Origin of the sequence: Halomicronema sp. CCY15110 (genome assembly GCF_016888165.1) — a bacterium.
Classification (GTDB): domain Bacteria; phylum Cyanobacteriota; class Cyanobacteriia; order Phormidesmidales; family Phormidesmidaceae; genus Halomicronema.
In genome coordinates this window covers 1-22,734 of the sequence record NZ_JACSWC010000433.1, presented here as the reverse complement: position 1 = coordinate 22,734, position 22,734 = coordinate 1, and the positions used below count along the sequence as shown (strand labels likewise).

General features: G+C 54.9%; 18 protein-coding genes and 1 pseudogene. 10 read left to right on the top strand and 9 right to left on the bottom strand.

Annotated features, from left to right (window positions below; all coding sequences use genetic code 11):
- Positions 1 to 19: 19 nt before the first annotated feature.
- Both JUK32_RS28525 and ebsA read right to left on the bottom strand, forming a co-directional pair.
- The gene (locus tag JUK32_RS28525) at positions 20 to 1,120 is read right to left on the bottom strand and encodes a phosphotransacetylase family protein (protein ID WP_204141585.1); all 1,101 of its coding nucleotides are present in this window, start codon (positions 1,118 to 1,120) and stop codon (positions 20 to 22) included.
- An 81-nt stretch (positions 1,121 to 1,201) separates the two neighbouring features.
- Entirely contained in the window at positions 1,202 to 1,582 is a 381-nt protein-coding gene (gene ebsA, locus JUK32_RS24910; RefSeq protein WP_204141584.1) for a type IV pilus biogenesis protein EbsA, read from the bottom strand.
- A 418-nt stretch (positions 1,583 to 2,000) separates the two neighbouring features.
- On the opposite strand from ebsA, the gene JUK32_RS24905 reads away from it, so the two are divergent.
- A complete protein-coding gene (locus JUK32_RS24905; RefSeq protein ID WP_309224632.1) occupies positions 2,001 to 3,380 on the top strand; it encodes a glycosyltransferase family 2 protein in 1,380 nt (459 codons plus the stop codon).
- On the opposite strand, the gene JUK32_RS24900 is transcribed toward JUK32_RS24905, so the two are convergent.
- Positions 3,369 to 3,575: a hypothetical protein gene (locus JUK32_RS24900; protein ID WP_204141582.1), complete on the bottom strand. Its 207-nt coding sequence runs from the start codon at positions 3,573 to 3,575 to the stop codon at positions 3,369 to 3,371. The genes JUK32_RS24905 and JUK32_RS24900 overlap by 12 nt on opposite strands.
- Positions 3,576 to 3,613: 38 nt before the next feature.
- Between JUK32_RS24900 and JUK32_RS24895 the strand changes: the two genes are divergently transcribed.
- Positions 3,614 to 5,524 carry a fumarate reductase/succinate dehydrogenase flavoprotein subunit gene (locus JUK32_RS24895; protein WP_204141581.1) on the top strand — a complete coding sequence of 637 codons (1,911 nt, stop codon included), beginning with the start codon at positions 3,614 to 3,616 and terminating at the stop codon, positions 5,522 to 5,524.
- A 127-nt stretch (positions 5,525 to 5,651) separates the two neighbouring features.
- On the opposite strand, the gene JUK32_RS24890 is transcribed toward JUK32_RS24895, so the two are convergent.
- The 4 genes from JUK32_RS24890 to JUK32_RS24875 form a co-directional block, all read right to left on the bottom strand.
- Entirely contained in the window at positions 5,652 to 5,858 is a 207-nt protein-coding gene (locus JUK32_RS24890) for a hypothetical protein (RefSeq protein WP_204141580.1), read from the bottom strand.
- A 15-nt stretch (positions 5,859 to 5,873) separates the two neighbouring features.
- Positions 5,874 to 7,058 carry a 1-deoxy-D-xylulose-5-phosphate reductoisomerase gene (dxr, locus tag JUK32_RS24885; RefSeq protein ID WP_204141579.1) on the bottom strand — a complete coding sequence of 395 codons (1,185 nt, stop codon included), beginning with the start codon at positions 7,056 to 7,058 and terminating at the stop codon, positions 5,874 to 5,876.
- A gap of 185 nt (positions 7,059 to 7,243) precedes the next feature.
- Positions 7,244 to 8,386, bottom strand: a complete 1,143-nt coding sequence (locus JUK32_RS24880) for a fatty acid desaturase (protein WP_204141578.1) — start codon at positions 8,384 to 8,386, stop codon at positions 7,244 to 7,246.
- A 382-nt stretch (positions 8,387 to 8,768) separates the two neighbouring features.
- Positions 8,769 to 10,037, bottom strand: a complete 1,269-nt coding sequence (locus JUK32_RS24875) for a class I SAM-dependent methyltransferase (protein WP_204141577.1) — start codon at positions 10,035 to 10,037, stop codon at positions 8,769 to 8,771.
- Positions 10,038 to 10,428: 391 nt separating this feature from the next.
- Here JUK32_RS24875 and JUK32_RS24870 point away from each other — a divergent pair, with 391 nt between their 5' ends.
- The gene (locus tag JUK32_RS24870; RefSeq protein ID WP_204141576.1) at positions 10,429 to 10,725 is read left to right on the top strand and encodes a hypothetical protein; all 297 of its coding nucleotides are present in this window, start codon (positions 10,429 to 10,431) and stop codon (positions 10,723 to 10,725) included.
- A 296-nt stretch (positions 10,726 to 11,021) separates the two neighbouring features.
- On the opposite strand, the pseudogene JUK32_RS24865 reads toward JUK32_RS24870, so the two are convergent.
- A pseudogene (locus tag JUK32_RS24865) lies at positions 11,022 to 11,129 on the bottom strand (hypothetical protein); the annotation flags it as partial.
- 349 nt (positions 11,130 to 11,478) lie between these two features.
- Between JUK32_RS24865 and JUK32_RS24860 the strand changes: the two are divergent.
- From JUK32_RS24860 to JUK32_RS24850, 3 genes are all read left to right on the top strand, one after another.
- Positions 11,479 to 12,111 carry a CHRD domain-containing protein gene (locus JUK32_RS24860; protein WP_204141574.1) on the top strand — a complete coding sequence of 211 codons (633 nt, stop codon included), beginning with the start codon at positions 11,479 to 11,481 and terminating at the stop codon, positions 12,109 to 12,111.
- 330 nt (positions 12,112 to 12,441) lie between these two features.
- Positions 12,442 to 13,029: a sigma-70 family RNA polymerase sigma factor gene (locus tag JUK32_RS24855; protein WP_204141694.1), complete on the top strand. Its 588-nt coding sequence runs from the start codon at positions 12,442 to 12,444 to the stop codon at positions 13,027 to 13,029.
- Positions 13,030 to 13,047: 18 nt separating this feature from the next.
- Complete coding sequence (locus JUK32_RS24850; protein WP_204141573.1) at positions 13,048 to 13,827, top strand: anti-sigma factor; 780 nt, start codon at positions 13,048 to 13,050, stop codon at positions 13,825 to 13,827.
- Between the two features lie 87 nt (positions 13,828 to 13,914).
- On the opposite strand, the gene JUK32_RS24845 is transcribed toward JUK32_RS24850, so the two are convergent.
- Positions 13,915 to 14,133, bottom strand: a complete 219-nt coding sequence (locus JUK32_RS24845; protein WP_204141572.1) for a hypothetical protein — start codon at positions 14,131 to 14,133, stop codon at positions 13,915 to 13,917.
- A 626-nt stretch (positions 14,134 to 14,759) separates the two neighbouring features.
- Here JUK32_RS24845 and gltB point away from each other — a divergent pair.
- From gltB to JUK32_RS24825, 4 genes are all read left to right on the top strand, one after another.
- Positions 14,760 to 19,433 (top strand): glutamate synthase large subunit, encoded by a 4,674-nt coding sequence (gltB, locus tag JUK32_RS24840; protein WP_204141571.1) that lies wholly within the window; start codon positions 14,760 to 14,762, stop codon positions 19,431 to 19,433.
- Between the two features lie 204 nt (positions 19,434 to 19,637).
- Positions 19,638 to 21,122 (top strand): glutamate synthase small subunit, encoded by a 1,485-nt coding sequence (gltD, locus tag JUK32_RS24835; RefSeq protein WP_204141570.1) that lies wholly within the window; start codon positions 19,638 to 19,640, stop codon positions 21,120 to 21,122.
- Between the two features lie 144 nt (positions 21,123 to 21,266).
- Positions 21,267 to 21,695: an SRPBCC domain-containing protein gene (locus tag JUK32_RS24830; RefSeq protein WP_204141569.1), complete on the top strand. Its 429-nt coding sequence runs from the start codon at positions 21,267 to 21,269 to the stop codon at positions 21,693 to 21,695.
- 142 nt (positions 21,696 to 21,837) lie between these two features.
- A complete protein-coding gene (locus JUK32_RS24825) occupies positions 21,838 to 22,422 on the top strand; it encodes a Uma2 family endonuclease (protein WP_204141568.1) in 585 nt (194 codons plus the stop codon).
- The last annotated feature ends 312 nt before the right edge of the window (positions 22,423 to 22,734 follow it).

Genomic DNA, 22,734 nt, shown 5'->3' with positions numbered 1-22,734 from the left:
ATCAGCCCAGTGGAAAATGTCAGCTATGGGGTGCGATCGCGGGCAAATCTAAGCCAATTAAGGTCAATAACCGTTTCATATCCACCTGACTCGCCAAATGCGCCTTGATGAGGGGCACCTTGTCAGGGTTGCTAAGGGGCAAGCGGCCAAACAGCATGTCAATGCGCTCAACCGTGCTCAGGGTGTCAGTCGCGACGGAGAGCACGGGCACTTCCTTTTCTTTCGCAAAAGCCAGTACGTCTTTACTCGGCGCAATTTGCCCCGTGAGGATGAGGCAGTGAGTAGAAGTCTCTAAAGCCGCAATTTGCAAATCGCGGCGATCGCCCCCAGTCACCACCGCTTGGTGGGTGCCCTGACCAAAAAAGCGCAGGGCCGAGTTCACATTCATCGCGCCAATTTTCAAACTCTCCACGACCAAATCGAGGTGGTCTTGACCGCACAGCACTTCCGCGTCGAGGTAGCGCACCAATTCCGACACGCGAATGCCTTGGAGAAAGGGCAACTCTGGCAGCACCCCCAACACTGGGATGCCCAGCTGCTCTAGATAGGGCGCGATCGTTGCGTGGGTCAACTCACGATCTTGCTCGCTCACCTCATTCAAGACGACGCCGAGCAAAGCGGAACCGAGACGCTTTTGGGCGGCCACGAGCTGATCAATCATGCCCAACGTGTTGGAATGCATGACTAAAATCACTTGCGCGTCTAAGGCGATCGCCATCTCCGGCAAAGACAAATTGAACAGTGCGCCTTCATCTAAGTTGGATGGCCCTTCTAACAGGGCAATATCTCCTTTAACATCCCGCCAGTAATGGTCGAGCGTTTTCCCCAAGCCAGCGGTATTGGGCTGCTGGATCTGGGCCATCCAAGACTGCCGATTGAGCGACAGCAAGTTGGCCGATTGTTGAGTCGCCTCTAACCCCAGGATGGTGGGCACAAACGTTAAATCACCGTCCGTGACATCCAGACCGTAACCAAATGCATCCACCGACGCTAGAGGCTTCCCCCAACTCATTGGCACCCCCATTGCTTGCAACTGACTACCAATGGCGATCGCCAGGGTTGACTTGCCACTATAGGGCGCTGTTGAGCCAATAATTAGATGCTTGGCGGTGTTGGGCACTCCTCTCGCTCCTTACTAATGCTGATCTGTGGGACTGCCCTTTCAATTTTGCCACTCTTTGCAGAGTCCGGCGGTGCAACCCTAATCGTCTAACCGTAAAAGCTTACGATAGAAAGACTTAGAAAAGTCGGCGGGGCGCTTGTGGCGCAGGGCAACCACCACATCAAAGAGAAAATCAACGTACTCAAATGTCGCCATAGTGATCTCGTAACTCAAGTCGGCGTCGTCATCAAATTGCAGCCGACAGCGGGTCAAATCGGCTGGCAGCGTGGAAACATTCCACGTAGCGACAAAGGGAATGCTATCGCCCTCTTCAATCGCTCGCTCGCCCTCTAAATTGCCCTGTTTATATAAGCCAATGGCATAGGGCAGCGCATTGCGTTTGTTGCCCTGGTAGTAGGGTAAGTAAACGCCAATTTCGGCTTTTTGAGCGGGTTTAATCTCTTCAAATGTCAGTGACATAGTGGCTTTAGAAATTGGTGTGACCGATGACTCAGGTGAGGTTACGGGTAATAACCTCAGTGCTCCAGCTCTAGGGTTCCCGAAGTTGGGCTTGGTGACCTCAGTGATAGCACAACAACCGTCTTTACAGGCATAACATTTATCGTTAAGAACCCTTAAGCCGCTAGGATGAGAGCAGGCTTCCGGTTAAGGGGTCGCTATTGTCAGAGTCATCCGGCAGCGACTCCAGCGATGCCTGATCCTGAAGCCGCTCATCCTGCTCCTTGCCTGCGATCTTGAGTGAAGCTGTGGCGAGCTATCTGAGCGGCCCCAGCAGCGAGCATTCATGATGTGAGGGCCAGGGTCGGGGATTCACTTTCTTAGTCGTCAGCGGAGAGCACGATCAGCACTTATGTTGAATGGGTTTAAGGGCAATTCGGTGAATTTACCTCCGTTGGCAGCCGATGATTTTGATCGCTATGAGCGGCGGCGACTCAAGGCGGCGATCGCGTTAGTAACCGTTTGGGCGTTCACCGCGATGTTGCATCTGGTGGTTTGGGGCCAGTGGTTGGTCTACGGTTTTGCGCTGCTGATTGGGGTGCATTTGGTGCGCGTGTTGCTGCGGGTGCCGCCCGCCGCGCCCGCCGCGTTGCCGAGTTGGCAAGATACTCCCCCCAGTGAGCGCACCGCCAGCCATCTCAGCCAGTGGCCAACGGTGTCGATTTTGGTGGCGGCTAAAAATGAAGTGCGAGTGATTCAGCGGTTAGTTAATTCGTTGACCGCGATCGATTATCCCTCCACCCGCTTGGATATTTGGCTGATTGACGACAACAGCACTGACGGGACGGGGCCACTGATGGACCAGCTGGCCCAAGCCCATAACAATCTGCACGTCATCCATCGGGGCGAAACCGCCACTGGGGGTAAGTCAGGCGCGTTAAATCAGGTGTGGCCGATGACGCCGGGCTCAATTTTGCTGGTGTTTGATGCGGATGCGCAAATTCCGCCGGATAGTGTGCGGCGAGTGGTGCCTCTCTTTCAGCAAGAGCTGGTGGGGGCAGTGCAATTGCGGAAGGCGATCGCCAACGGCACCCAAAACTTTTGGACGCGGGGCCAAGTGGCGGAAATGGCGTTTGACGCCTACTGCCAATTCAAACGGAATGCCCTGGGGGGCATCGGTGAATTGCGGGGCAACGGCCAGTTTGTGCGTCGAACCGCCCTGGAACAATGTGGTGGCTGGAATGAAGAGACCATCACGGATGATTTGGATTTGACGCTGAAACTACACGTCAACGGCTGGGATGTGCCGCTGGTGATGTCGCCAGCGGTGCGAGAAGAGGGCGTCACGCAGGCAATTTCGCTCTGGCACCAGCGCAACCGTTGGGCCGAAGGAGGCTACCAGCGCTATTTGGACTACTGGCGGCTACTGACGCCGCGTCGTTTGGGCTGGGGCAAGACCTTGGACTTAGCGATTTTTTGGATGATTCAGTACGGGTTGCCGACGGCGGCGCTGCCCGATCTAATGTTAGCGATCGCGCGCCAGCGGCCCCCCATGCTCGTGCCTTTATCCAGTGCGGCGGCCATCTTTGCCACGGTGGGCATGGCCCAGGGCCTGCGGCGCAGTCAAAGCGCTTCCCTCTTTTCATTACTGGTGCAAACCGTGCGGGGCATGATTTATATGACCCATTGGTTGGTGGTGGTGGCAACGGTGACGTGCCGCATGGCGATTCGACCCAAACGATTGAAATGGGTCAAAACTCACCATGGCGATGCCGATGACGGTGCGGTGATTGAAGCCAGTATCTCTTCACAGCCTTAAAGTCGGTTGACCAGCGGCCTGGAAAAATCCAGCGACTGGCTGGCTCAGCATGACCGGCAGCCGCCATGGTTTGCGTTGTTTTGTTACTGAGGCCAGGGCGATCGCGGCCTTCAGTCGATTACTCTCCAGCCGCTCCCCAGCCCAAGATTTATAGTAATGAGGTGGGCGATCGCGGGGCGTCTGGGCCGCCTTCACCTAGCCTTGCCAAGTCATTGTAGAAGTTTGCTAGCACCATGCTTGATTCCCGAATTCCGGCGGGTTCGTTATCTGATAAGTGGACGCTGTTTCAAGAACGCAGCCCCCTGGTAAGCCCAAACAACAAGCGCAAGCATCCGGTGCTCGTGGTTGGCACGGGGTTAGCCGGAGCGTCCGCCGCCGCCACCCTAGGCGAACTGGGCTATCACGTCAAGAGTTTTTGCATTCAAGATTCGCCCCGCCGCGCCCACAGCATTGCGGCCCAGGGGGGCATCAACGCCACTAAAAACTATCCCAGCGATGGCGACAGCGTTTGGCGCTTGTTTTACGACACGATCAAGGGCGGCGATTACCGGTCTCGTGAGGCCAATGTTCACCGCTTGGCGGAAATCAGCAGTCACATTATTGACCAGTGTGTGGCCCAGGGCGTGCCCTTTGCGCGGGAATATAGCGGCCTGCTGGCGAACCGTTCCTTTGGGGGGGCGCTGGTGTCGCGGACGTTTTATGCCCAGGGGCAAACGGGGCAGCAGCTGTTGCTGGGCGCTTACAGCGCCATGATGCGGCAAGTGCAGGCCGGGCAGGTGGAGATTTTTGCCCGCCGCGAAATGCTGGACTTGGTGACCGTGGATGGTCAGGCTCGGGGCATTATCACGCGCAATTTGGTCACCGGGGAGTTGGAGCGCCATAGCGGGGATGCCGTGCTGCTGTGTACGGGCGGCTATGGCAATGTCTATTACCTCTCGACCAATGCGAAAAACTCAAACGTCACGGCGGCGTGGCGCTGCCACAAGCGGGGAGCCTATTTTGCGAATCCTTGCTACACGCAGATTCATCCCACCTGCATTCCCGTCTCGGGGGACTATCAGTCCAAGCTGACGCTGATGAGCGAGGGGCTACGCAACGACGGGCGGGTGTGGGTGCCGCAGCAAGCGGGCGATCGCCGCGCGCCCAACGAAATTCCCGAGGGCGATCGCGATTACTATCTGGAGCGTCGTTACCCGGCTTTTGGCAATTTGGTGCCCCGCGATGTCGCTTCGCGCAATGCTAAAACGCTGACGGATGAAGGGCGCGGGGTGGGTGAAACGGGGCTGTCGGTGTATCTCGACTTTCGCGATGCGATCGCGGAACACGGGCAGGCGGCGATCGCGGCCAAGTACGGCAACCTGTTTGACATGTATCAGCGCATCACGGGAGACAATCCCTATCAGGTGCCGATGCGCATTTACCCCGCAGTGCACTACACCATGGGCGGCCTCTGGGTGGACTATCACCTGATGAGCACGATTCCCGGTCTGTTTGTGTTGGGGGAGGCCAACTTTTCGGATCATGGGGCCAATCGCTTAGGGGCTAGCGCCCTCATGCAAGGGTTGGCCGATGGCTACTTCGTGATTCCGCAGACTCTGGGAGCATACCTCGCGACGCAAAAACCGGAGCCCGTTAACACCGATCACCCCGCGTTTGATGAGTCCGAAGCCAGTGCCCGCAGCCATATTGAACAGCTCCTAAATATTCGCGGCGACAAAACGGTGATGACCTTTCATCGTGAACTGGGCCGCCTGGTGTGGGACTACGTGGGCATGGCGCGGGATCAGGCGGGCCTGGAAACGGCGATCGCCCGCATTCAAGATTTGCGTGAGGAATTTTGGCATAATCTCAAATTGCCCGGTGCCGCCAATACTTTGAACAAGAACTTGGAGTTTGCAGGGCGGGTGGCTGACTTTATGGAACTCGCGGAACTGATGGCGCGGGATGCGTTGCATCGCGAAGAGTCCTGTGGCGGTCATTTCCGCCAGGAACATCAGACCGCCGACGGAGAAGCCAAGCGCGACGATGACCACTTTGCGTACGTCGCCGCTTGGGAATATCAGGGTCGTGATCGCTCGCCAACGCTACACCGCGAGGCCTTGAACTTCGAGAATGTGGAACTCACCCAGCGCAGCTACAAGTAAGAGCTTGACGGGTAAATTAAGCTCCTACTTGTAGCCAGTGGCTGAGTTATCGGGTGGGTGGCTGAGTCAGTGGCGAACAGAAACCGATAACTTGATGTCGAGTGCGTCCCGAGTCTTGGTCAAACCTTCACGGCGGATTGGCGGGCTCGAAACCCGGCAGCCAGTTTTGCAACTGCTCCCAGATGGTTTGGGGGCCAATGCCCACGATCAACAGTGCCAGCAACCCGATCGCGATTAGAATTGCGAGCCTCAGCGTCGCCCGCACGACTTTAAGCACCCAAGTCGTCACGAGAAACAGAATGATTAAGATGCCGATAACGATCGCGATTTCCATCGAGTAATCCTAAATTCAGGCCATCACGGGAGACGTGAGATTTTTGCTGGCGGCCACAGCTTCGCGACGCGCCCACTGATCGACGGTCAAAATATCTGACAAAACGGGCTGGGCCACCAGATCATCGCGATGGCGATCGCACACCCGCTCAATCACCTTGGCAATGTCCAAATAGCCAATCTGTTCATCCAAGAACAGCTCCACCGCCTGTTCGTTGGCCGCGTTGAGCACTGCGGTCATGGTGCCGCCCGCGCGTCCCGCCGCGTAAGCCAAATCCATACAGGGATACTTAGTGTGGTCGGGTTCCCGGAAGGTGAGAGTGCCCGCTTTGACCAAATCCAGCGGTTCCCAATCGGTGTAAACGCGATCGGGCCAGGAAATGGCGTACAGCAGCGGCAGCCGCATATCCGGCCAACCCAATTGGGCCAGCACCGAGGTGTCTTGCAATTCGATCAGAGAATGAATGATGCTCTGGGGATGGATGACGATGTCGATGTCGTTATAGTCTTGGCCGAAGAGATAGTGCGCTTCGATCACCTCCAGCCCTTTATTCATCAACGTGGCAGAGTCCACGGTAATCTTGCGGCCCATGCTCCAGTTGGGATGTTTCAGCGCATCGGACACGGTGACTTGGGGCAGCTTTTCCACCGGCCAATCCCGGAACGCGCCGCCCGAAGCAGTCAGGATAATGCGTCGCAGACCGCGATCGGGCACCCCCTGCAAACACTGGAAGATGGCGGAATGTTCCGAGTCCGCAGGCAACAGCTTGACACCATGCTTTTCCACCAGGGGGAGCACGACAGGGCCGCCAGCAATCAAGGTTTCTTTATTCGCCAGGGCGATGTCTTTTCCCGCCTCGATCGCCGCCAGCGTCGGCAGCAATCCGGCACAGCCGACAATTCCCGTGATCACAGCTTCTGCGTCCCCGTACCGCGCCACCTCCACCACGCCGTCATCCCCAGCCAGAATAATCGGCTGAGGATCGAGATCAGCGATCGCTGTTTTGAGGTCATCCAGCTTGCTTTCGTTGCAGATGGCGACTATCTCAGGTTTGAACTGGCGCACCTGCTGGACTAGCAGCTCCACATTGTTGCCAGCCGCAATCCCCACTAAGCGAAAGTCTTCAGGATGTGATTCCAAAATATCTAGGGTTTGCGTGCCAATGGAGCCGGTGGAGCCGAGCAGAGTAATCGCTTTCACAGTGTTACCAGAGTGCAGGTCATCTCCAATTTACAATTTCCTGGACTCTGAACCGAACTTTTAGATCGGCTACTCGAAACTCGAGCAGGCGATTTATTCGGAGTGCAACCAACTTTTTGCCTAGCCTGACTAATAAAAATGGTGCGTGACTTGCCCCAGAAAACTGCAAGCAATCTCACGATTTCCTAAAGTGTTAAAGTCTGAGGACTAGTCTCGATGTCGCCGTTGCTAACCGACGGTGCCCGTGAGGACAACGGGCACGTTACTGAATATTCTTCAGACCAAGTGGTGAACGTATTTTCATCCAGATAATGCCGAGGTGTGGTTAACAGTATCTTCCACGCCTCCTGCGCCGACAGTAAATTAAATCGCTCAGGATAATGAGTTAATAAAAGCTGCTGCAAAACAGGATAGTAGTCTGAATTCATTCCTGGAAAAATGTGGTGCTCTGTATGATAAGAAAAATTCAGATGAAGCACATCAAATATTTTGGGTACACGCAGGGAAATGCTATTGATTAGGGGATCGTTGACCGGGGTCATGCGGCAGGCCATGTGATTTGTATATATGTAAAACAAAGCACCCGAATATCCAATCCAAATCGGCAAAAAATAGCTCAAAATCAATTTTATCGGATGCCATCCCAAGTAGGATAAAATGCCGACATGCAGCAACGCCATCATCGCCAACTCAAGTGCGATGGCTCGCCGCTCTTTGGCGCTCACGCGGAAAGATACCACCGGATATTGGGCTTCACCGTTGTTAAACAAGAGGACTGAACTGAGATTGCGAAAGGTGTGAACACCCCAAGCATTGGCCATCCCAATGATGAGCCACAAAGGATTTACTTCGTTGGAAGGGACGAAAAGATCCTGGATGCGCTTACCCCAATTCTGAGGATGGCTGGATAGATAGTTTCTATCAGGATCATGTAGAGAATTACTTTTGTTATGATGCTCGCGGTTATGGACAGCCTTCCAAAAAGTCGGCGGCGTCCACAGCATAGTTAGTCCTAGAAGGCCAAGGAGTTGCCGTAATCTAGCATTTCTAATGACTTTGCTGTGCAGGATATCATGGGTACAAAACAAAGAAACAACAATGCTGTTTCCCATAATTAATGAGAACGGCAAAAACAGCCACCACAAGCGCCAATCCCATTGGTCAAGGCGACTCGCGATGCCCCATCCACAGATCAAGATCAGACCGTTGATCAATAAAATAAGCACGTTGTTCGAGTTGGGCTGGAAAGCCTCAGGTGGCATCAGAGGCCGAAGTTTTTTGGCATACTCTGGCTGTGAGATATAGTCGATTTGACTTTTTAAATTCATTGGTCACAAAAATAGGTAGAAATAATATAGCCTGGATTCTGACCGAAAAACATATGCCAAGTGGTTTGGGGTAAGAAAGTCGAGGTATATTTCGGAGAGTACAACTTTGATTTAGATCGGCAGCGAGGGCAACTGATGGGAATGCGATTGCATGTGTTCTCACTCCTGAGGAAAAGACCGCACCTGACGAGAGTTACACCGAGCCACGACTATCCCACAACGTGTTAAGGATTGTGCAAAGGTGGTGAACATGAATGCTCAGGGTGATGATGTCGAGACCATTGCACTTACTTCAATTGCCATGCAAAAACTCTGTCATACTCTAAGACATTGGCAGACATATTGGCAGACATAGGTTATCTGCGGTATTAGTCTGCTGCCTCTACTTGAAGAAAAAGTTGGGTTTGGCCGTGAGCTGATAAACCTGGGGGTAAGTACCAGCTTCAAAGGCTCCCACGCAGAGAAGCAGATAAAATTCCCAATGACGCTTCCACGCTTCGACATTATCAAAAGGAGTCGTATCTAAAATATGCTGAATGTGGGGTTGAATCTTAGTCCAATTTCTTTGGAAGAGGTCATTCCAGGCACGCAGAGTAGCCGGGTAATGATGACCAATGTTGTGCTCTTTTAACTTCACAAACTGGCGATTTCTTTCAATCGCTTGACCCAACTCTGACGGTGAGCCGATCGAGAGATGTTGAAAAATGTAGCGGTTAATGTAAGGATCACAAACTAGGTTGGGATGTTCCGCGCCAATCGTTTGAATGCCTAGCAGACCTTGAGGTGAGAGCACCTCACGAACGTGCTTGAGAATGTGGGGCCAATTACGAACGCCGCCATGTTCTATTGTTTCCAGGAAAATACACTTAGTAATTTGGTCGACACCCACTTGAGAGAGCAATTCCGGGTAGCGATCATGGTAACTATGATTATAGAAATAGTATTTGTCTAAGCCTTTAAACTTAGAGCGGCAATAGCCAATTTGCACATCAGAAATCGTGATGCCAATGTAAGTGACATCAGCCCGATGCTTCAAATAATCAGGTAGAGTACCCCAACCACAGCCACAATCTAGAATCACATCGCCATCTTTAATTTGCAGTTCGTTGAACCAGTAATCAAGATTTTGAAACTGAGCTGCTGAAAGATTTGCGGAGATTGGCTCCAGGCTAGTCCAATCTCCAGTGGTGTATTTCATGGTTTCCCCTAGGAATCCCTCATACAACTCAGTGGGCAGGTCATAGTGGTTTTTGGCAACATCTCTTTGGCGGATCAAGGAAATATTGAAGACCTTGTATAAAAACTGCTCTAGCAACAACTGGAAAGAATTAGGCATCTCAAATAAAATTGAGTTGGCTGGTTTATCAAAGTTAAGGGCAAACAGGCGCTTAGACAGTAAATCAATACGATCGCAGCGCCATAACGCTTGAGCATAAGTATTACCTAGCCCAAGAGTCTTAAATCGCTTAAATTGATTTAGGACATGTTGTACCTGACCTGTTTGGCAAATAATATCCCAAGGTTGCGCCCCCCTTGCTGCCTCCTGTTCTGTCAGGAGATGAATGTTTTGATCCAACAATAATTGGCTAGTTGAATCAGGCTTGATCGACGGGAGACTTCTCTCTTGTGGATATTGTAGGAATAGAGACATCTTATTTTCCCAAATTTTATTTCAATCCAGAGCAAGACACCTGTCATTATTTTGAACATGGCAACCCCACCATTCCCCAGAAGGCTCAATACTCCGAAAGGTCTTGATTCAAACTAAATTTTAAATATCAGCTAGACGAGCCCCTCTCATATAGAGAAACCCATCAAAGCTTCATTCAATCTTATGACCATAATTTTTTTGTATTTACCAAAAAATGCTGAAAAAACATAGATTTATTAAAGTTTACAAATCGAATAATTATCCTGTGGCGAGAAAAGAATGCTGACAATGTTGATCTGCGAAGGAGCTTGAGATGAAAAGGTCGGGGTGTATTTCTGAGAGTAAGGCTTCGATTTAGACCTTCCAAATCCTCGCGGGTCGCTAATCATTGTTGTCGCTGTCGCGATGGGTTGCAGTGCTCACCCTGGGCGAAGGTTGGCACAATCTACACCATGCGATCGCTCATTCCAGTCGCCACGGCATTACCTTACGGAACGGCACAGTCGCTTATCTTCCTGACCCGACGTTTCTGTTTATTCAGATGCTAGAACGAATATCTTGGGCCTCGCGGCTGCAACTCCCGACCGAAGCGTCTTTGTTGGCACGAGCAAACGACCTCAGTCAGGCAGAGCAGGATATCAGCATCAAGCTAGAGCCCCCAAAACCACAACTGTCGGCAACTCGCTAAGACCGGGGACTAGCGCCACCGGAATCCTTCCTTGATCGCAATCGGGATCAACTTTGAAATGGATTAAAGCTGATGCCGATTGTCGTCATATGACGAGCAAAGTCGCAAGCACGCTTAAGGCTTAAGGATTGTTTAATAGCTATCTTCACCATCGATCTTCACCATCGACGTTGTTGAGGGTCATGCGGTGGTTAGCGTTGTCGAGGCGATCGCCTACCGGGTTTCAATATCTACACCCAAATCAGCTCGCCCCTCACACTGCATCTTGCCGATATTCGGTATTGTGAATGGTCTCAGCCAGCGGTGATCCCCACTAGGCGAAAATCTTCGGGGTGAGATTCCAAAATGTTCAGAGTTGGCGTGCCAATGGAACCAGTGAAGCTGAGCAAAGTAATCGCTTTCACGGTGTTACCAGAGGGCAGGTCATTCGCAATTGACAATTTTCTGGGGTTTATCCCCAACTCTGACTACCGCGATCGCCCTCCCGATCTGAGCTGAGCCGGGCTGATGACCGCCGCGACCACGATCTAGAAGCGACACACTAGGCCGCCGCCGCTCAACTCGCCCCCCCAGCATGGCCTCGCGATCGGAAGTCAAAACCAACGGCATAGGAGACTGGTGCTGCCTGCATTCTGACCTGGCCAGGGACAATCCATCACCTAGTCTGCATCCAAATTGGGATGACCCGCGTACTAACAGTGAACAAGCTCCTATGAGCTTGCTCATTGTTATTCCCTAATTGACGTAATCATGATGAATTCTCAAAAACGAGTACGCCATTTTCTCTTGGCAGCTTGGACCTGTTTTTTGCTGGTGACCTTAACGGCACCGGCCTTTAGTTACCTGTCAACCATGGTGCCAGCGCAGTGGCGGCAGGCGACTACCGATGTCCAATTTTCGTCAGGCAGCATGTTAGATGCGGACCTTGCTGCCCTGGAGTCTGATTTGCTGGCCCAAGGAATTTCCAGCCCCTCGATGGTGATGTATGGCGCTGTCTTGAGTGCTAAAAATGTCGTGCCCAATGCTCCAGACGCCAATGCTCGGGGTGCTGTCGGGGCAGTCTTGGTGGGCGATCGCTTGGTCGTGCGCGGGAGCTTTAGCAGCCTGTCGAGTCCGATGCGCGATTACGCCACCGATCCGGTGAATCCGCCCAATGCCAACATTACGTCAGCCTTCCACATTCACCAAGGCGACTCGACCGGCAATGGCCCCTTTCAATATGCGCTGGATGTGGCCATGACGGGGGCTGGTCGGGGCGATGCCCAAGGCGAATACACCCTCACTGCTGAGCAAATCACCGCGTTGGAGAGTGGCCAACTCTACTCAGATATCCATACCACGATGAATCGGGGTGGTGAGTTGCGCGGTATTTTGATGCCTTATTAAGGGCGTTGGTAGCGATGTCGGTCTGTCAACCAGACCGGGCGATTACCGAGATATCGATCGCCTGTCTCGGTAATCGTTACCCAAGGGGTAATCCCAATTCTCGGTGATTGGACTACGATTGGACTACACATCCAGATTTGGCAAAGCCCCCTGATGGCAAGGGGGCGGTGACAGCGGCAGATCCTCAATCTGTAGCGCTATTGCGCAGCATCGATATCAATGAGGACTGCACGGCGGATTGCGCCTTCTCAATCTGTACCCAAACTACCGGAATGAAGATAACGCTAAGCGATAGGATAAATCGTGACGGTTGCGGTATTGCCAGGGGCGATGGATTCCGAGCGAGTGAGTGAGGCGGAGGGAACTGCCCTAACGGATGCAGAACTGTGGTTAGCCAGTAAGCAAGGGCAAACGGCAGCGCTCGGCCAACTTTACGATCGCCATGCGGGGTTAGTGTATGGCATTGCTCTCAAGGTGTTGGGCAATGCTCAAGAAGCGGAAGACTTGACCCAAGATATTTTCATCAAGTTGGCATATCGCTCGTCTTATGATCCGCAAAGAGGTTCTCTGAGAACGTTTTTAGCCATTTTGACGCGATCGCGGGCACTAGATCGAGTGCGATCGCGCCAGCGAGAATCTCAGCAAGTTATTTATGAACCATGGCTGGAGCCAGCGGCGGCTAGCACCGCATTGCCTGTGGATATCACGTCACAAGAGGAACAACATCAAGTGGTGCAAGCGGCCTTGTCCGAGTTGTCAGACCCAGAGCGGCAACTATTGCAAATGGCTTATTACGAGGGGTTGACGCAAGCCTCAATTTCGAGCAGCTTAGGGCTACCGTTAGGCACTGTAAAATCCAGAGTACGTCGGGGTTTGCTAAAGCTGCGTCAAGTATTACACGGTCGCATAGAGAGATGATGTGGGGTTGATGGGGACATGGCCGAGTCAATATCAGCAGAAGCGTTACAAGAATTAATTGCGGGCTATGTGCTTTATGACTTAAGCCCCGAAGAGGCGGCGACTCTGCAACAGTTGATGGCTCAAGATGCGACGATCGCCCCAGCGATTGAACGTCTGCAAACCCTACTGGAGGCGGCCCATACATCGGCAGCCGTGCCGCCGCCTGACCGAGTGCGAGCGGCTGTATTGAATGCGCATCAGGCATTGTCGCCGGTGGCTGAGCCGGCGACGGCGGGCTCGGTGGTGCCGTTGGTGCCCCCCCGCTCGTCGCCCCGCCGCCGGTGGCGGGGCTGGGGGGCCGTGGCCGCAGCGATCATTGTCGGGTTGGGGGTGAGCAATGTGGTGCTGTGGCGATCGCTGCAAATGGCCCGTAATCCTTTGGGCTCAGGGGATGCGCTTATCGTGACTCTGACCCCCATAGCCAGCGACACCCCCTCCGCGTCGGCGATCGTCACCATCAACGCTGAGAGTTTGCAAGCGACCTTGGATATTGGGCAGTTGCCCCCCTTAGAGGTCGGCCAAGTATATGCGTTATGGACGGTGCTACAACCCAATGCACCATTCACCACGGACGACAAAGATGCCATTTTGACCGAGGTGGTAACTGCCGATGACCTGGGTCGCCCTGCGGTACAGATTCCGTTACCCCCGGTCTATCGCGATCGCGAGTGGATTAAGGCGATTGCCGTGACGGTCGAAGCAGCGGATGCTCCCCAGCGTCATGTATCCAGCCCCATTCTTTTTACAGCACTGTAGATGACTCCTCACGTTTGCACCGTGGGGCCCACATTCTAGCGCCATACAGGTGGGGGGCACTGGCCTTTGGGCTAGCGCCCCCAGGTTTTAATAACTATCTTCACCATCGACGTTGTTGAGGGTCATGAGGTGGTTAGCGTTGTCGAGGCGATCGGCAATTTCTTGGCGCACTTCGACATCGACCTCCAGATCCGCCAGCACTTCAACCGCATCCTGGCGGTATTCTGCGCTTTGAGCGGTCCCGGCATTTTCGAGCTTGTCAAGATTTTCGTAGACCTTTTCTGGCGACGGGTGGGTGTGTGGCATGACGGTGGCCTCCATATATTTGCAACGGTATCGAGCGAGGGAACAGAGAAAGAGGATGAGTGTGTCGATATTCTAGACTGCGGCGATAGGCGGTGAGCGGCCACACTCTCTCTTGGTAGAAAATTCGACGCCCGATGTCTGGTCACAATTATCACTAACCGCGCGATCGCTGTTCCGACCTTAGTGATGAACTGTTATGGTTGTGCATCCAATGCGGTTTTTGTTTACAGTTTTCAAGAAAAGCCATGACGCTTTGCGTCGTATTACAAAACTTTCGTAATAGTCTGAAGCGTTAAAGCCCATTGCCAGGACTGCTTTGCTGCCTTGGCCGGATCGCGTGAATCCTCCCCCGGCCAATCTGGTGAAAGTGGCACCGGCAGGATTGGGATGTGCTTTCTTGCCTTGCTGGCCCGCCTTGAGTTAGCAAATCATGCGTTTGATAAGAAATAATTCGAGTAATCTCGTCCAGATCTGACGATTTTCTTAAGCGTCGTGAGAAATTCAATTTTCTGGATAGATAATTATCAGCACGCGAGAGCGATCGCTCTTCATCCAACCATGCAGTCTGCGAATGCCAGAGCCGGTTTCGTGGGTTGTCGATGTGCTGTTTTCAGGCCAATACCATAATGATTCGTCAAACTTCGCCCTCCAAACAAGGCCTTTACGATCCGCAGTTTGAGCATGATGCTTGCGGCGTCGGGTTTGTTGTGCAGATGAAAGGGCAAGCGTCTCACGACATTGTTGAGCAAGCGTTGACCATACTCCTTAACCTTGACCACCGGGGAGCTGTCGGCGCGGAGCCGAATACGGGCGATGGGGCGGGCATTTTGCTGCAATTGCCCCACAAATTTATGCACAAGGTGGCGGCGGCTGAGGGCCTGGAGTTGCCGGGGCCGGGGCAATACGGTGTGGGCATGATCTACTCCTCGCCCGATCCCCAGATTCGCCAGGAGAGCCGTCGCATCTTTGAAGGTTTAGTAAAAGACGCGGGGCAGACGGTGCTGGGCTGGCGCGATGTACCCACACACAACGCTAGTTTGGGCAAGACGGCGCAAGCCAGCGAACCGTTTATGGAGCAGGTGTTCATCGGTCGCAGTGCGGATCTGGCGGATGAGCTGGCCTTTGAGCGCAAGCTGTATGTGATTCGCAAGCAGTCGCACATGGCGATCCGCCATCCGGGGATCAATACGCGCTGGTATCCGGCCAGTATTTCCTGCCGCACCATTGTTTATAAAGGGCAACTGATGCCGGTGCAGGTGGGGCAGTATTACCCCGACCTCAGCGACCCGGATATGGAAAGTGCGCTGGGCCTGGTGCATTCGCGCTTTAGTACGAATACGTTTCCCAGTTGGGAACGGGCGCACCCCTACCGCTACATCGCCCACAACGGCGAAATCAATACGATGCGCGGCAACATCAACTGGATGCACGCCCGCCAGTCGATGTTTGAGTCGGCGCTGTTTGGCGATGACCTGAAGAAAGCGCAGCCGATTATCAACGTGGACGGCAGCGACTCGACGATTTTTGACAACACGCTGGAAATGCTGACCTTGTCGGGGCGATCGCTACCCCACGCCATGATGATGATGGTGCCAGAACCCTGGGCCGGGCACGAATCCATGAGTCCGGAGAAAAAGGCGTTCTACGAATATCATTCTTGCCTGATGGAGCCGTGGGATGGCCCCGCGTCCATTGCGTTCACGGACGGCACCGTCATGGGCGCAGTGCTCGATCGCAACGGCTTGCGGCCTTCGCGCTACTACGTCACGACGGACGATCGCGTGATCATGGCGTCAGAAGCGGGCGTGCTCCCCATTGCTCCCGAAGACGTGGTGAAGAAAGGGCGATTGGAACCGGGCCGGATGTTCTTGGTAGATATGAGCCAGGGACGCATCATCGCCGATGAGGAAATCAAGCAGGGCATTGCGACCGAGCAGCCCTACCAGGATTGGTTGGACGCAAATTTGGTGAATCTGGCCGATATCCCTGTAGGGGCGCACGGCCGTGCGCCCCTACCCGATGCACCGCTAACTCAACGCCAGCGGGCCTTTGGCTATACCTTTGAGGAATTGCGCCTGCTGCTGTCGCCGATGGCGCAAAACGGGGTGGAAGCGATCGGGGCGATGGGCACCGATACGCCGCTGGCGGTGCTGTCGAATCGTCCGAAGCTGCTCTACGACTACTTTCAGCAGTTGTTTGCCCAGGTGACGAACCCGCCGATCGACTCCATTCGGGAAGCGATCATCACATCGCCGATTACAACGATTGGCAGCGAGCGCAATCTGCTCAAGCCGGAGCCGGAAAGCTGTCGGCTGATCAAGCTCAATACGCCGGTGATTAGCAACGCGGAGTTGGCGAAGCTCAAGGCGTTACAGCCCTCATCCCCTCAATCCCCTTCTCCCCAGGGAGAAGGGGAAGCCGGAAGCCCCTCTCCTTCAGGGAGAGGGGTTGGGGGTGAGGGCCACTTCCAGTCGATCGCGCTGCCGATGTTGTTTGATCCCAAATCGGGGGTGGAGGGGTTGGCTGCTGCCATTGAGGAAATTTGTCAGCAGGCCGATGCGGCGATCGCGGCTGGCACCAATTTGATTATTTTGAGCGATCGCGACATCGATAAGGAGCATGCGGCAATTCCCGCCCTGTTGGCCGTCGCTGGCCTGCACCACCACCTGATCCGCAACGGCACCCGTACCCGCGTGGGTCTGGTGCTGGAATCGGGCGAACCCCGCGAGGTGCATCACTTTGCGGTGCTGCTGGGCTACGGCTGCGGCGCGATCAATCCCTACCTCGCCTTCGAGACCATTGAAAACATGATCGAGGAGGGCGTCCTGAATGGGGTGGACTACGCCACTGCCTGCAAGAACTTCATCAAGGCGGTGACGAAGGGCGTGATCAAAATCGGCTCAAAGATTGGTATTTCGACTATCCAGAGCTATCGCGGAGCGCAGATCTTTGAGGCGATCGGGCTGGATTCCAGCGTGATTGATACCTACTTCTCCTGGACGGCGTCGCGGCTGGAGGGGGCCGATCTGGCGGTGCTGACCCAGGAAGCGCTGATGCGTCATGGTCACGCCTTCCCTGATCGCGACAGCAAAGACCAAACCCTGGATGCGGGGGGCGACTACCAGTGGCGCAAGGATGGGGAAGCCCACCTCTTCAGCCCGACCACCATTCACACCCTGCAGCAAGCAACCCGCAACGGGGATTACGCGCTGTACAAAAAATATTCCGCTCAAATCAACGACCACGGCAAGCAGTTCTTTAGAATCCGCGACCTGCTGGAGTTCAAAGCCCGCGATCCGATTCCCCTAGAGGAAGTGGAACCCGTGGAGGCGATTATGTCGCGGTTCAAAACCGGGGCGATGAGCTACGGCTCGATCTCGAAGGAAACCCACGAATCGCTGGCGATCGCGATGAATCGCATCGGCGGCAAGTCCAACACCGGGGAGGGCGGCGAAGACCCGGATCGTTATACCTGGACGAATGAGCGGGGCGACTCGAAGAACAGCGCCATCAAACAAGTGGCCTCTGGTCGCTTTGGCGTCACCAGCCTCTATTTGTCCCAAGCGCGGGAACTGCAAATCAAGATGGCCCAGGGCGCAAAACCGGGCGAGGGCGGTCAACTGCCTGGCCTCAAGGTGTATCCCTGGATTGCCAAGGTGCGCCACTCGACCCCCGGTGTGGGTCTGATTTCGCCGCCGCCCCACCACGATATTTACTCGATTGAAGACCTAGCGCAACTGATCCACGACCTGAAGAATGCCAACCGCGAGGCGCGGGTCAGCGTCAAGCTAGTGTCTGAGGTCGGCGTCGGCACCGTCGCCGCTGGGGTCGCCAAGGCTCACGCCGATGTCGTGCTGATCTCCGGGTTCGACGGCGGCACGGGGGCATCGCCCCAAACCTCCATCAAGCACGCGGGCTTGCCCTGGGAACTCGGGCTGGCGGAAACCCACCAAACCCTGGTGCTGAATAACCTGCGGAGCCGCATTGCGGTGGAAACCGACGGGCAGATGAAGACCGGGCGGGACGTGGCGATCGCCACTCTCCTCGGGGCCGAAGAATACGGCTTCTCTACCGCCCCGCTGGTTTCCCTGGGCTGCATCATGATGCGGGTGTGCCACAAAAACACCTGCCCCGTCGGCGTCGCCACCCAAAACCCGGAGTTACGCAAGAACTTCACGGGCGATCCCCAGCACACGGTCAACTTCATGACCTTTATTGCCCAGGAACTGCGGGAAATCATGGCGGAACTCGGTTTCCGCACCATTAATGAGATGGTGGGCCGCACCGATGTGCTGGAGCCAAAGCAAGCGATCGACCATTGGAAAGCCAAGGGCATTGACGTCTCGAAGATTCTCTACCAGCCGGAAGTCGGGCCGGAAGTCGGGCGCTACAGCCAGATTCCCCAAGACCACGGTTTGGAGAAATCTCTGGACATCACCACGCTGTTAGATCTGTGCCAACCCGCGATCGAGCGGGGCGAAAAGGTCAGCGCCACCCTGCCCATTACCAACGTGAACCGGGTGGTCGGCACCATTCTCGGTAACGAAATCAGCAAGCGCCACTGGGACGGCTTGCCGGAAGACACGGTGCGGCTTCACTTCCAGGGCAGTGCCGGACAAAGCTTCTCGGCCTTTGTGCCCAAGGGCGTGACCATGGAGCTGGAAGGGGACGCCAACGACTACCTGGGCAAAGGGCTTAGCGGTGGCAAGATCATCCTCTATCCGCCGAAGAATTCCACTTTTGTCGCGGAGGAAAACATCATCACCGGCAACGTGGCCTTCTACGGTGCAACGGGCGGCGAAGCCTACATTCGCGGGCTGGCGGGTGAGCGCTTCTGCGTCCGCAACTCCGGCGTGCGGGCCGTGGTGGAAGGGGTCGGCGACCACGCCTGCGAATACATGACGGGTGGGAAAACCGTGATCATCGGCCCCACTGGCCGCAACTTCGCGGCGGGCATGAGCGGCGGTGTCGCCTATGTGCTGGATGAGGCAGGGGACTTCGCCACCCGCTGCAACACCGAAATGGTGGATCTGGAACAGTTGGCCGATCCGGAGGAAATTCTGGAACTGCATGACATGATTCAGAACCATGTGAAGTACACCGGGAGTGCGAAGGGCGATCGCGTTCTCGCCGCCTGGAACGACATGGTGCCCAAGTTTGTGAAGGTGATGCCCCGCGACTACAAACGGGTGCTCCAACACATTCAAAAAGCGCTGGCCGATGGGCTGGATGGCGACGATGCCCTGTCGGCAGCGTTTGAAGAAAACGCCCGCGACATCGCCCGCATCAGCGGCAGTTGACGGCAGTGGAGAACCTCACCGCCTGCGGCACCTCTCCTTGCTAAGGAGAGGTTTACCCACACTCCGGTCTCCGGTTCCTCTCCTTGGTAAGGAGAGGCTAGGTGAGGTTCTTCCGAATGTCCAAGCTCAATCTCAGAAATCTGCTACACGATAACTCTTCGCTTCAGAATCAAGAACCTTTTACCCTTAACCACTTGCAAAATCATGGGAAAACCAACTGGCTTTATGGAATTTTTGCGCGAGGTGGCGACCGAAGTTGCGCCGAGCGATCGCATCCGCAACTGGGATGAATTCCACCTCCACATGCCCGAGGAAAACTTGCAGACCCAGGGGGCGCGCTGCATGGATTGCGGCACCCCCTTCTGCCACACGGGCATGGAAATGAACCGCGCCGCCAGCGGGTGCCCCATCAACAACCTGATCCCCGAGTGGAACGACCTGATCTATCGGGGTCGTTGGCAAGATGCCCTCGATCGCCTCCACAAAACCAACAACTTCCCCGAATTCACCGGACGGGTTTGTCCCGCCCCCTGTGAAGGCGCTTGCGTGCTGGGCATCATTGAGCCCCCCGTCACCATCAAAAACATTGAATATTCCATCGCCGAAAAGGGCTGGGAAGCAGGCTGGATTACGCCCACGCCGCCGAGCCAGCGCACCGGGAAGAAGGTGGCGATCATCGGTTCCGGCCCCGCTGGTCTGTCTGCCGCCGCACAGCTCAACTCTGCTGGACATTGGGTGACGGTGTATGAGCGGAGCGATCGCCCCGGTGGTCTGCTCATGTACGGCATTCCCAACATGAAGCTGGACAAGGAAAAAGTCGTCATGCGCCGCCTCGACGTGTTGGAAGCCGAGGGCGTCACCTTCGTCTGCAATACCGAGGTCGGCAAAGACCTGCCCACCCAACAGCTCATGGATGACTTTGATTCGGTCATTCTCTGCACGGGCTCGACGCGGCCCCGCGATCTGCCCATCGAAGGGCGCGACCTCAAGGGCATTCACTTCGCCATGGAGTTCCTCACCGCCAATACCCAAGCGGTGTTGAACGGCACCCCCGGCGCGGACTACATCACCGCTGCGGGTAAGGATGTGGTGATTATCGGCGGCGGCGACACTGGGACGGACTGCGTGGGCACCTCCATCCGCCACGGCTGCACCAGCGTCACCCAATTGGAAATCATGCCCCAGCCGCCAGAAACTCGCGCTGCCAACAACCCCTGGCCCGAATGGCCCAAGATTTACCGTCTGGACTACGGCCAGGAAGAAGCCGCGGCCATGTTTGGCGACGATCCCCGCACCTATACCACCACCGCCACTCACTTCGAGGGCGACGAGCACGGCCAAGTCACCGCCGTCCACACTGTGCAAGTGGAATGGACGAAGGATGAGCAGGGTCGCTTTATCCCGAAACACGTTCCCGGCACGGAGCAGCGGCTACCTGCGCAATTGGTGTTGCTGGCGATGGGCTTCCTCGGCCCCGAACAGCCCATCATCGATGCGCTGGGTCTGGAGCAAGATGGCCGCAGCAACATCAAAGCCGAACACGAGCAATACACCACGAGCATTCCGGGTGTGTTTGCAGCGGGCGATTGCCGTCGGGGGCAAAGCTTGGTGGTGTGGGCCTTCAATGAAGGCAGGGGTGTAGCCAGGGAGTGCGATCGCTACCTCATGGGCACCACTGAGTTGCCCTAGAGATCGCCCCAAAACCCCGGCTTCTCAAAGAATCCGGGGTTCTTAGCTCGCAAGTTACTGTATAAGCTGGGAAGTCTATAGCGTCTGAGCCAGAGACGTTAATGATATTCTTGCCAGAACCCTGACCTGTGAGCATCAACGGCTGTGAAATCCTTTTCTGTCAAGATCAATATCGCCTGTTCGCCAGAAGAGATTTGGGCGGTGCTGATGGATACCAGCAGCTACTCGGAGTGGGCCACTGGCACCCAGCGGCTCGACGGTCAAATCGCCAGCGGAGAGCAATTAGAGCTCTTTACGGTGTCTAAACCGGATCAGCCCATGACGCTCCAGGTGGGTAATCTGGAACCCCAAAAAACCTTTACCCTCAGCGGCGGGTTACCGTTCAATCTGTTTCGGGGCGATCGCACTTTTACCCTGACGCCTCAAGCTGACGGCACTACCGAATTCAGCATGCGCGAGGTGTTTAGTGGTTGGCTATCCCCCGTCCTAGGTCGCATGATTCCCGACCTGACTGACTCGTTTGAGGCCTACGCAACGGGGCTGAAGCAAAAATGCGAGGGCAATCAAAGTTAGCGATCGCCCCAGACCTCCGGCTTCTTCGAGAAGCCGGAGGTCTCTTTTGAACCAATTTGCTAGATTTAGAGGTATCTCTGAACCAAGTTGAGTCTATAAACTTGGCTGAGGGAGCAGCGATCGCGTTAATTGGGAGGCGCTCATGACCATTACCACCCAACGGCTCAGCCTTGATGACTACCTGACCTATGAAGATGGCACGGACACCCGCTATGAACTGGTTAACGGGGAATTAATCGCGATGGCGCAGCCTAAAGGTCGTCATGGGGCGATCGCGGAATTCCTCAACGACACCTTTCGGGCAGAAATTAAGCGGCAAGGGCTGGAGTGGACTTCGAAGCAAATGGCGATCGCGCTTCAGTCGCCGCGTGGAGGGCGCTGGGACACAGCCCGTATTCCGGATGTGATGGTGCTGGCGCTAGAACAGTGGCGAATTCTGCGAGACCAGGAAGCGATCATTCGTCTAAACGATCCGCCGCCTTACTTGGTGGTGGAAGTGGTCAGCGACTCAACAGTGACTGTCGATTACCGGGCCAAGCGGGTCGAGTACAACGTCCTCAATATCCCCGAATATTGGATCGTCGATCCCCTCGAGCATTGCATCACCCTTTTGCAGCCCGTCGATGAACTCTACGAAGAGACCCGCTACACCAACAATGACTTGATTCAGTCCGCGATTTTTCCAGAACTCGCTCTCACGGTTGAGCAAGTATTGACGGCTGAATAAAATCAAGTGTGCATTGCTCCCCCATTTTTCCCGCTGTCTCCAAAGCCGAACTCTATCAATTCCTCGCCACCTGCCAACAAGACGAGGTAAAAGCAGAACTGAATTTGCGGACTTGGATAAGGTTAGGTACGTGATGCACGTTAGTCACGCGGGCATTCTGAGCAAAGACACCTTCTATCAGAGGGAATATAGATGACTTCTCCAAGACTAGTGGCAAAAATCGAGTCTGAGGAACCAACCTTAGTGGTGCAGAAAAGTCCTGAGAGTATTGATGTAGCTAGATTCTCAGATTGAGAAGGGGAGCCATCTGTG

Coding starts and splice junctions, on each gene's coding strand:
- JUK32_RS24895 (WP_204141581.1), top strand. CDS start 3,614: ATGCTTGATTCCCGAATTCCGGCGGGTTCGTTATCTGATAAGTGGACG.
- JUK32_RS24850 (WP_204141573.1), top strand. CDS start 13,048: ATGGCCGAGTCAATATCAGCAGAAGCGTTACAAGAATTAATTGCGGGC.
- ebsA (WP_204141584.1), bottom strand. CDS start 1,582: ATGTCACTGACATTTGAAGAGATTAAACCCGCTCAAAAAGCCGAAATT.
- JUK32_RS24825 (WP_204141568.1), top strand. CDS start 21,838: ATGACCATTACCACCCAACGGCTCAGCCTTGATGACTACCTGACCTAT.
- JUK32_RS24845 (WP_204141572.1), bottom strand. CDS start 14,133: ATGCCACACACCCACCCGTCGCCAGAAAAGGTCTACGAAAATCTTGAC.
- JUK32_RS24855 (WP_204141694.1), top strand. CDS start 12,442: ATGGATTCCGAGCGAGTGAGTGAGGCGGAGGGAACTGCCCTAACGGAT.
- JUK32_RS24890 (WP_204141580.1), bottom strand. CDS start 5,858: ATGGAAATCGCGATCGTTATCGGCATCTTAATCATTCTGTTTCTCGTG.
- JUK32_RS24880 (WP_204141578.1), bottom strand. CDS start 8,386: ATGAATTTAAAAAGTCAAATCGACTATATCTCACAGCCAGAGTATGCC.
- JUK32_RS24860 (WP_204141574.1), top strand. CDS start 11,479: ATGAATTCTCAAAAACGAGTACGCCATTTTCTCTTGGCAGCTTGGACC.
- gltD (WP_204141570.1), top strand. CDS start 19,638: ATGGGAAAACCAACTGGCTTTATGGAATTTTTGCGCGAGGTGGCGACC.
- gltB (WP_204141571.1), top strand. CDS start 14,760: ATGATTCGTCAAACTTCGCCCTCCAAACAAGGCCTTTACGATCCGCAG.
- JUK32_RS24875 (WP_204141577.1), bottom strand. CDS start 10,037: ATGTCTCTATTCCTACAATATCCACAAGAGAGAAGTCTCCCGTCGATC.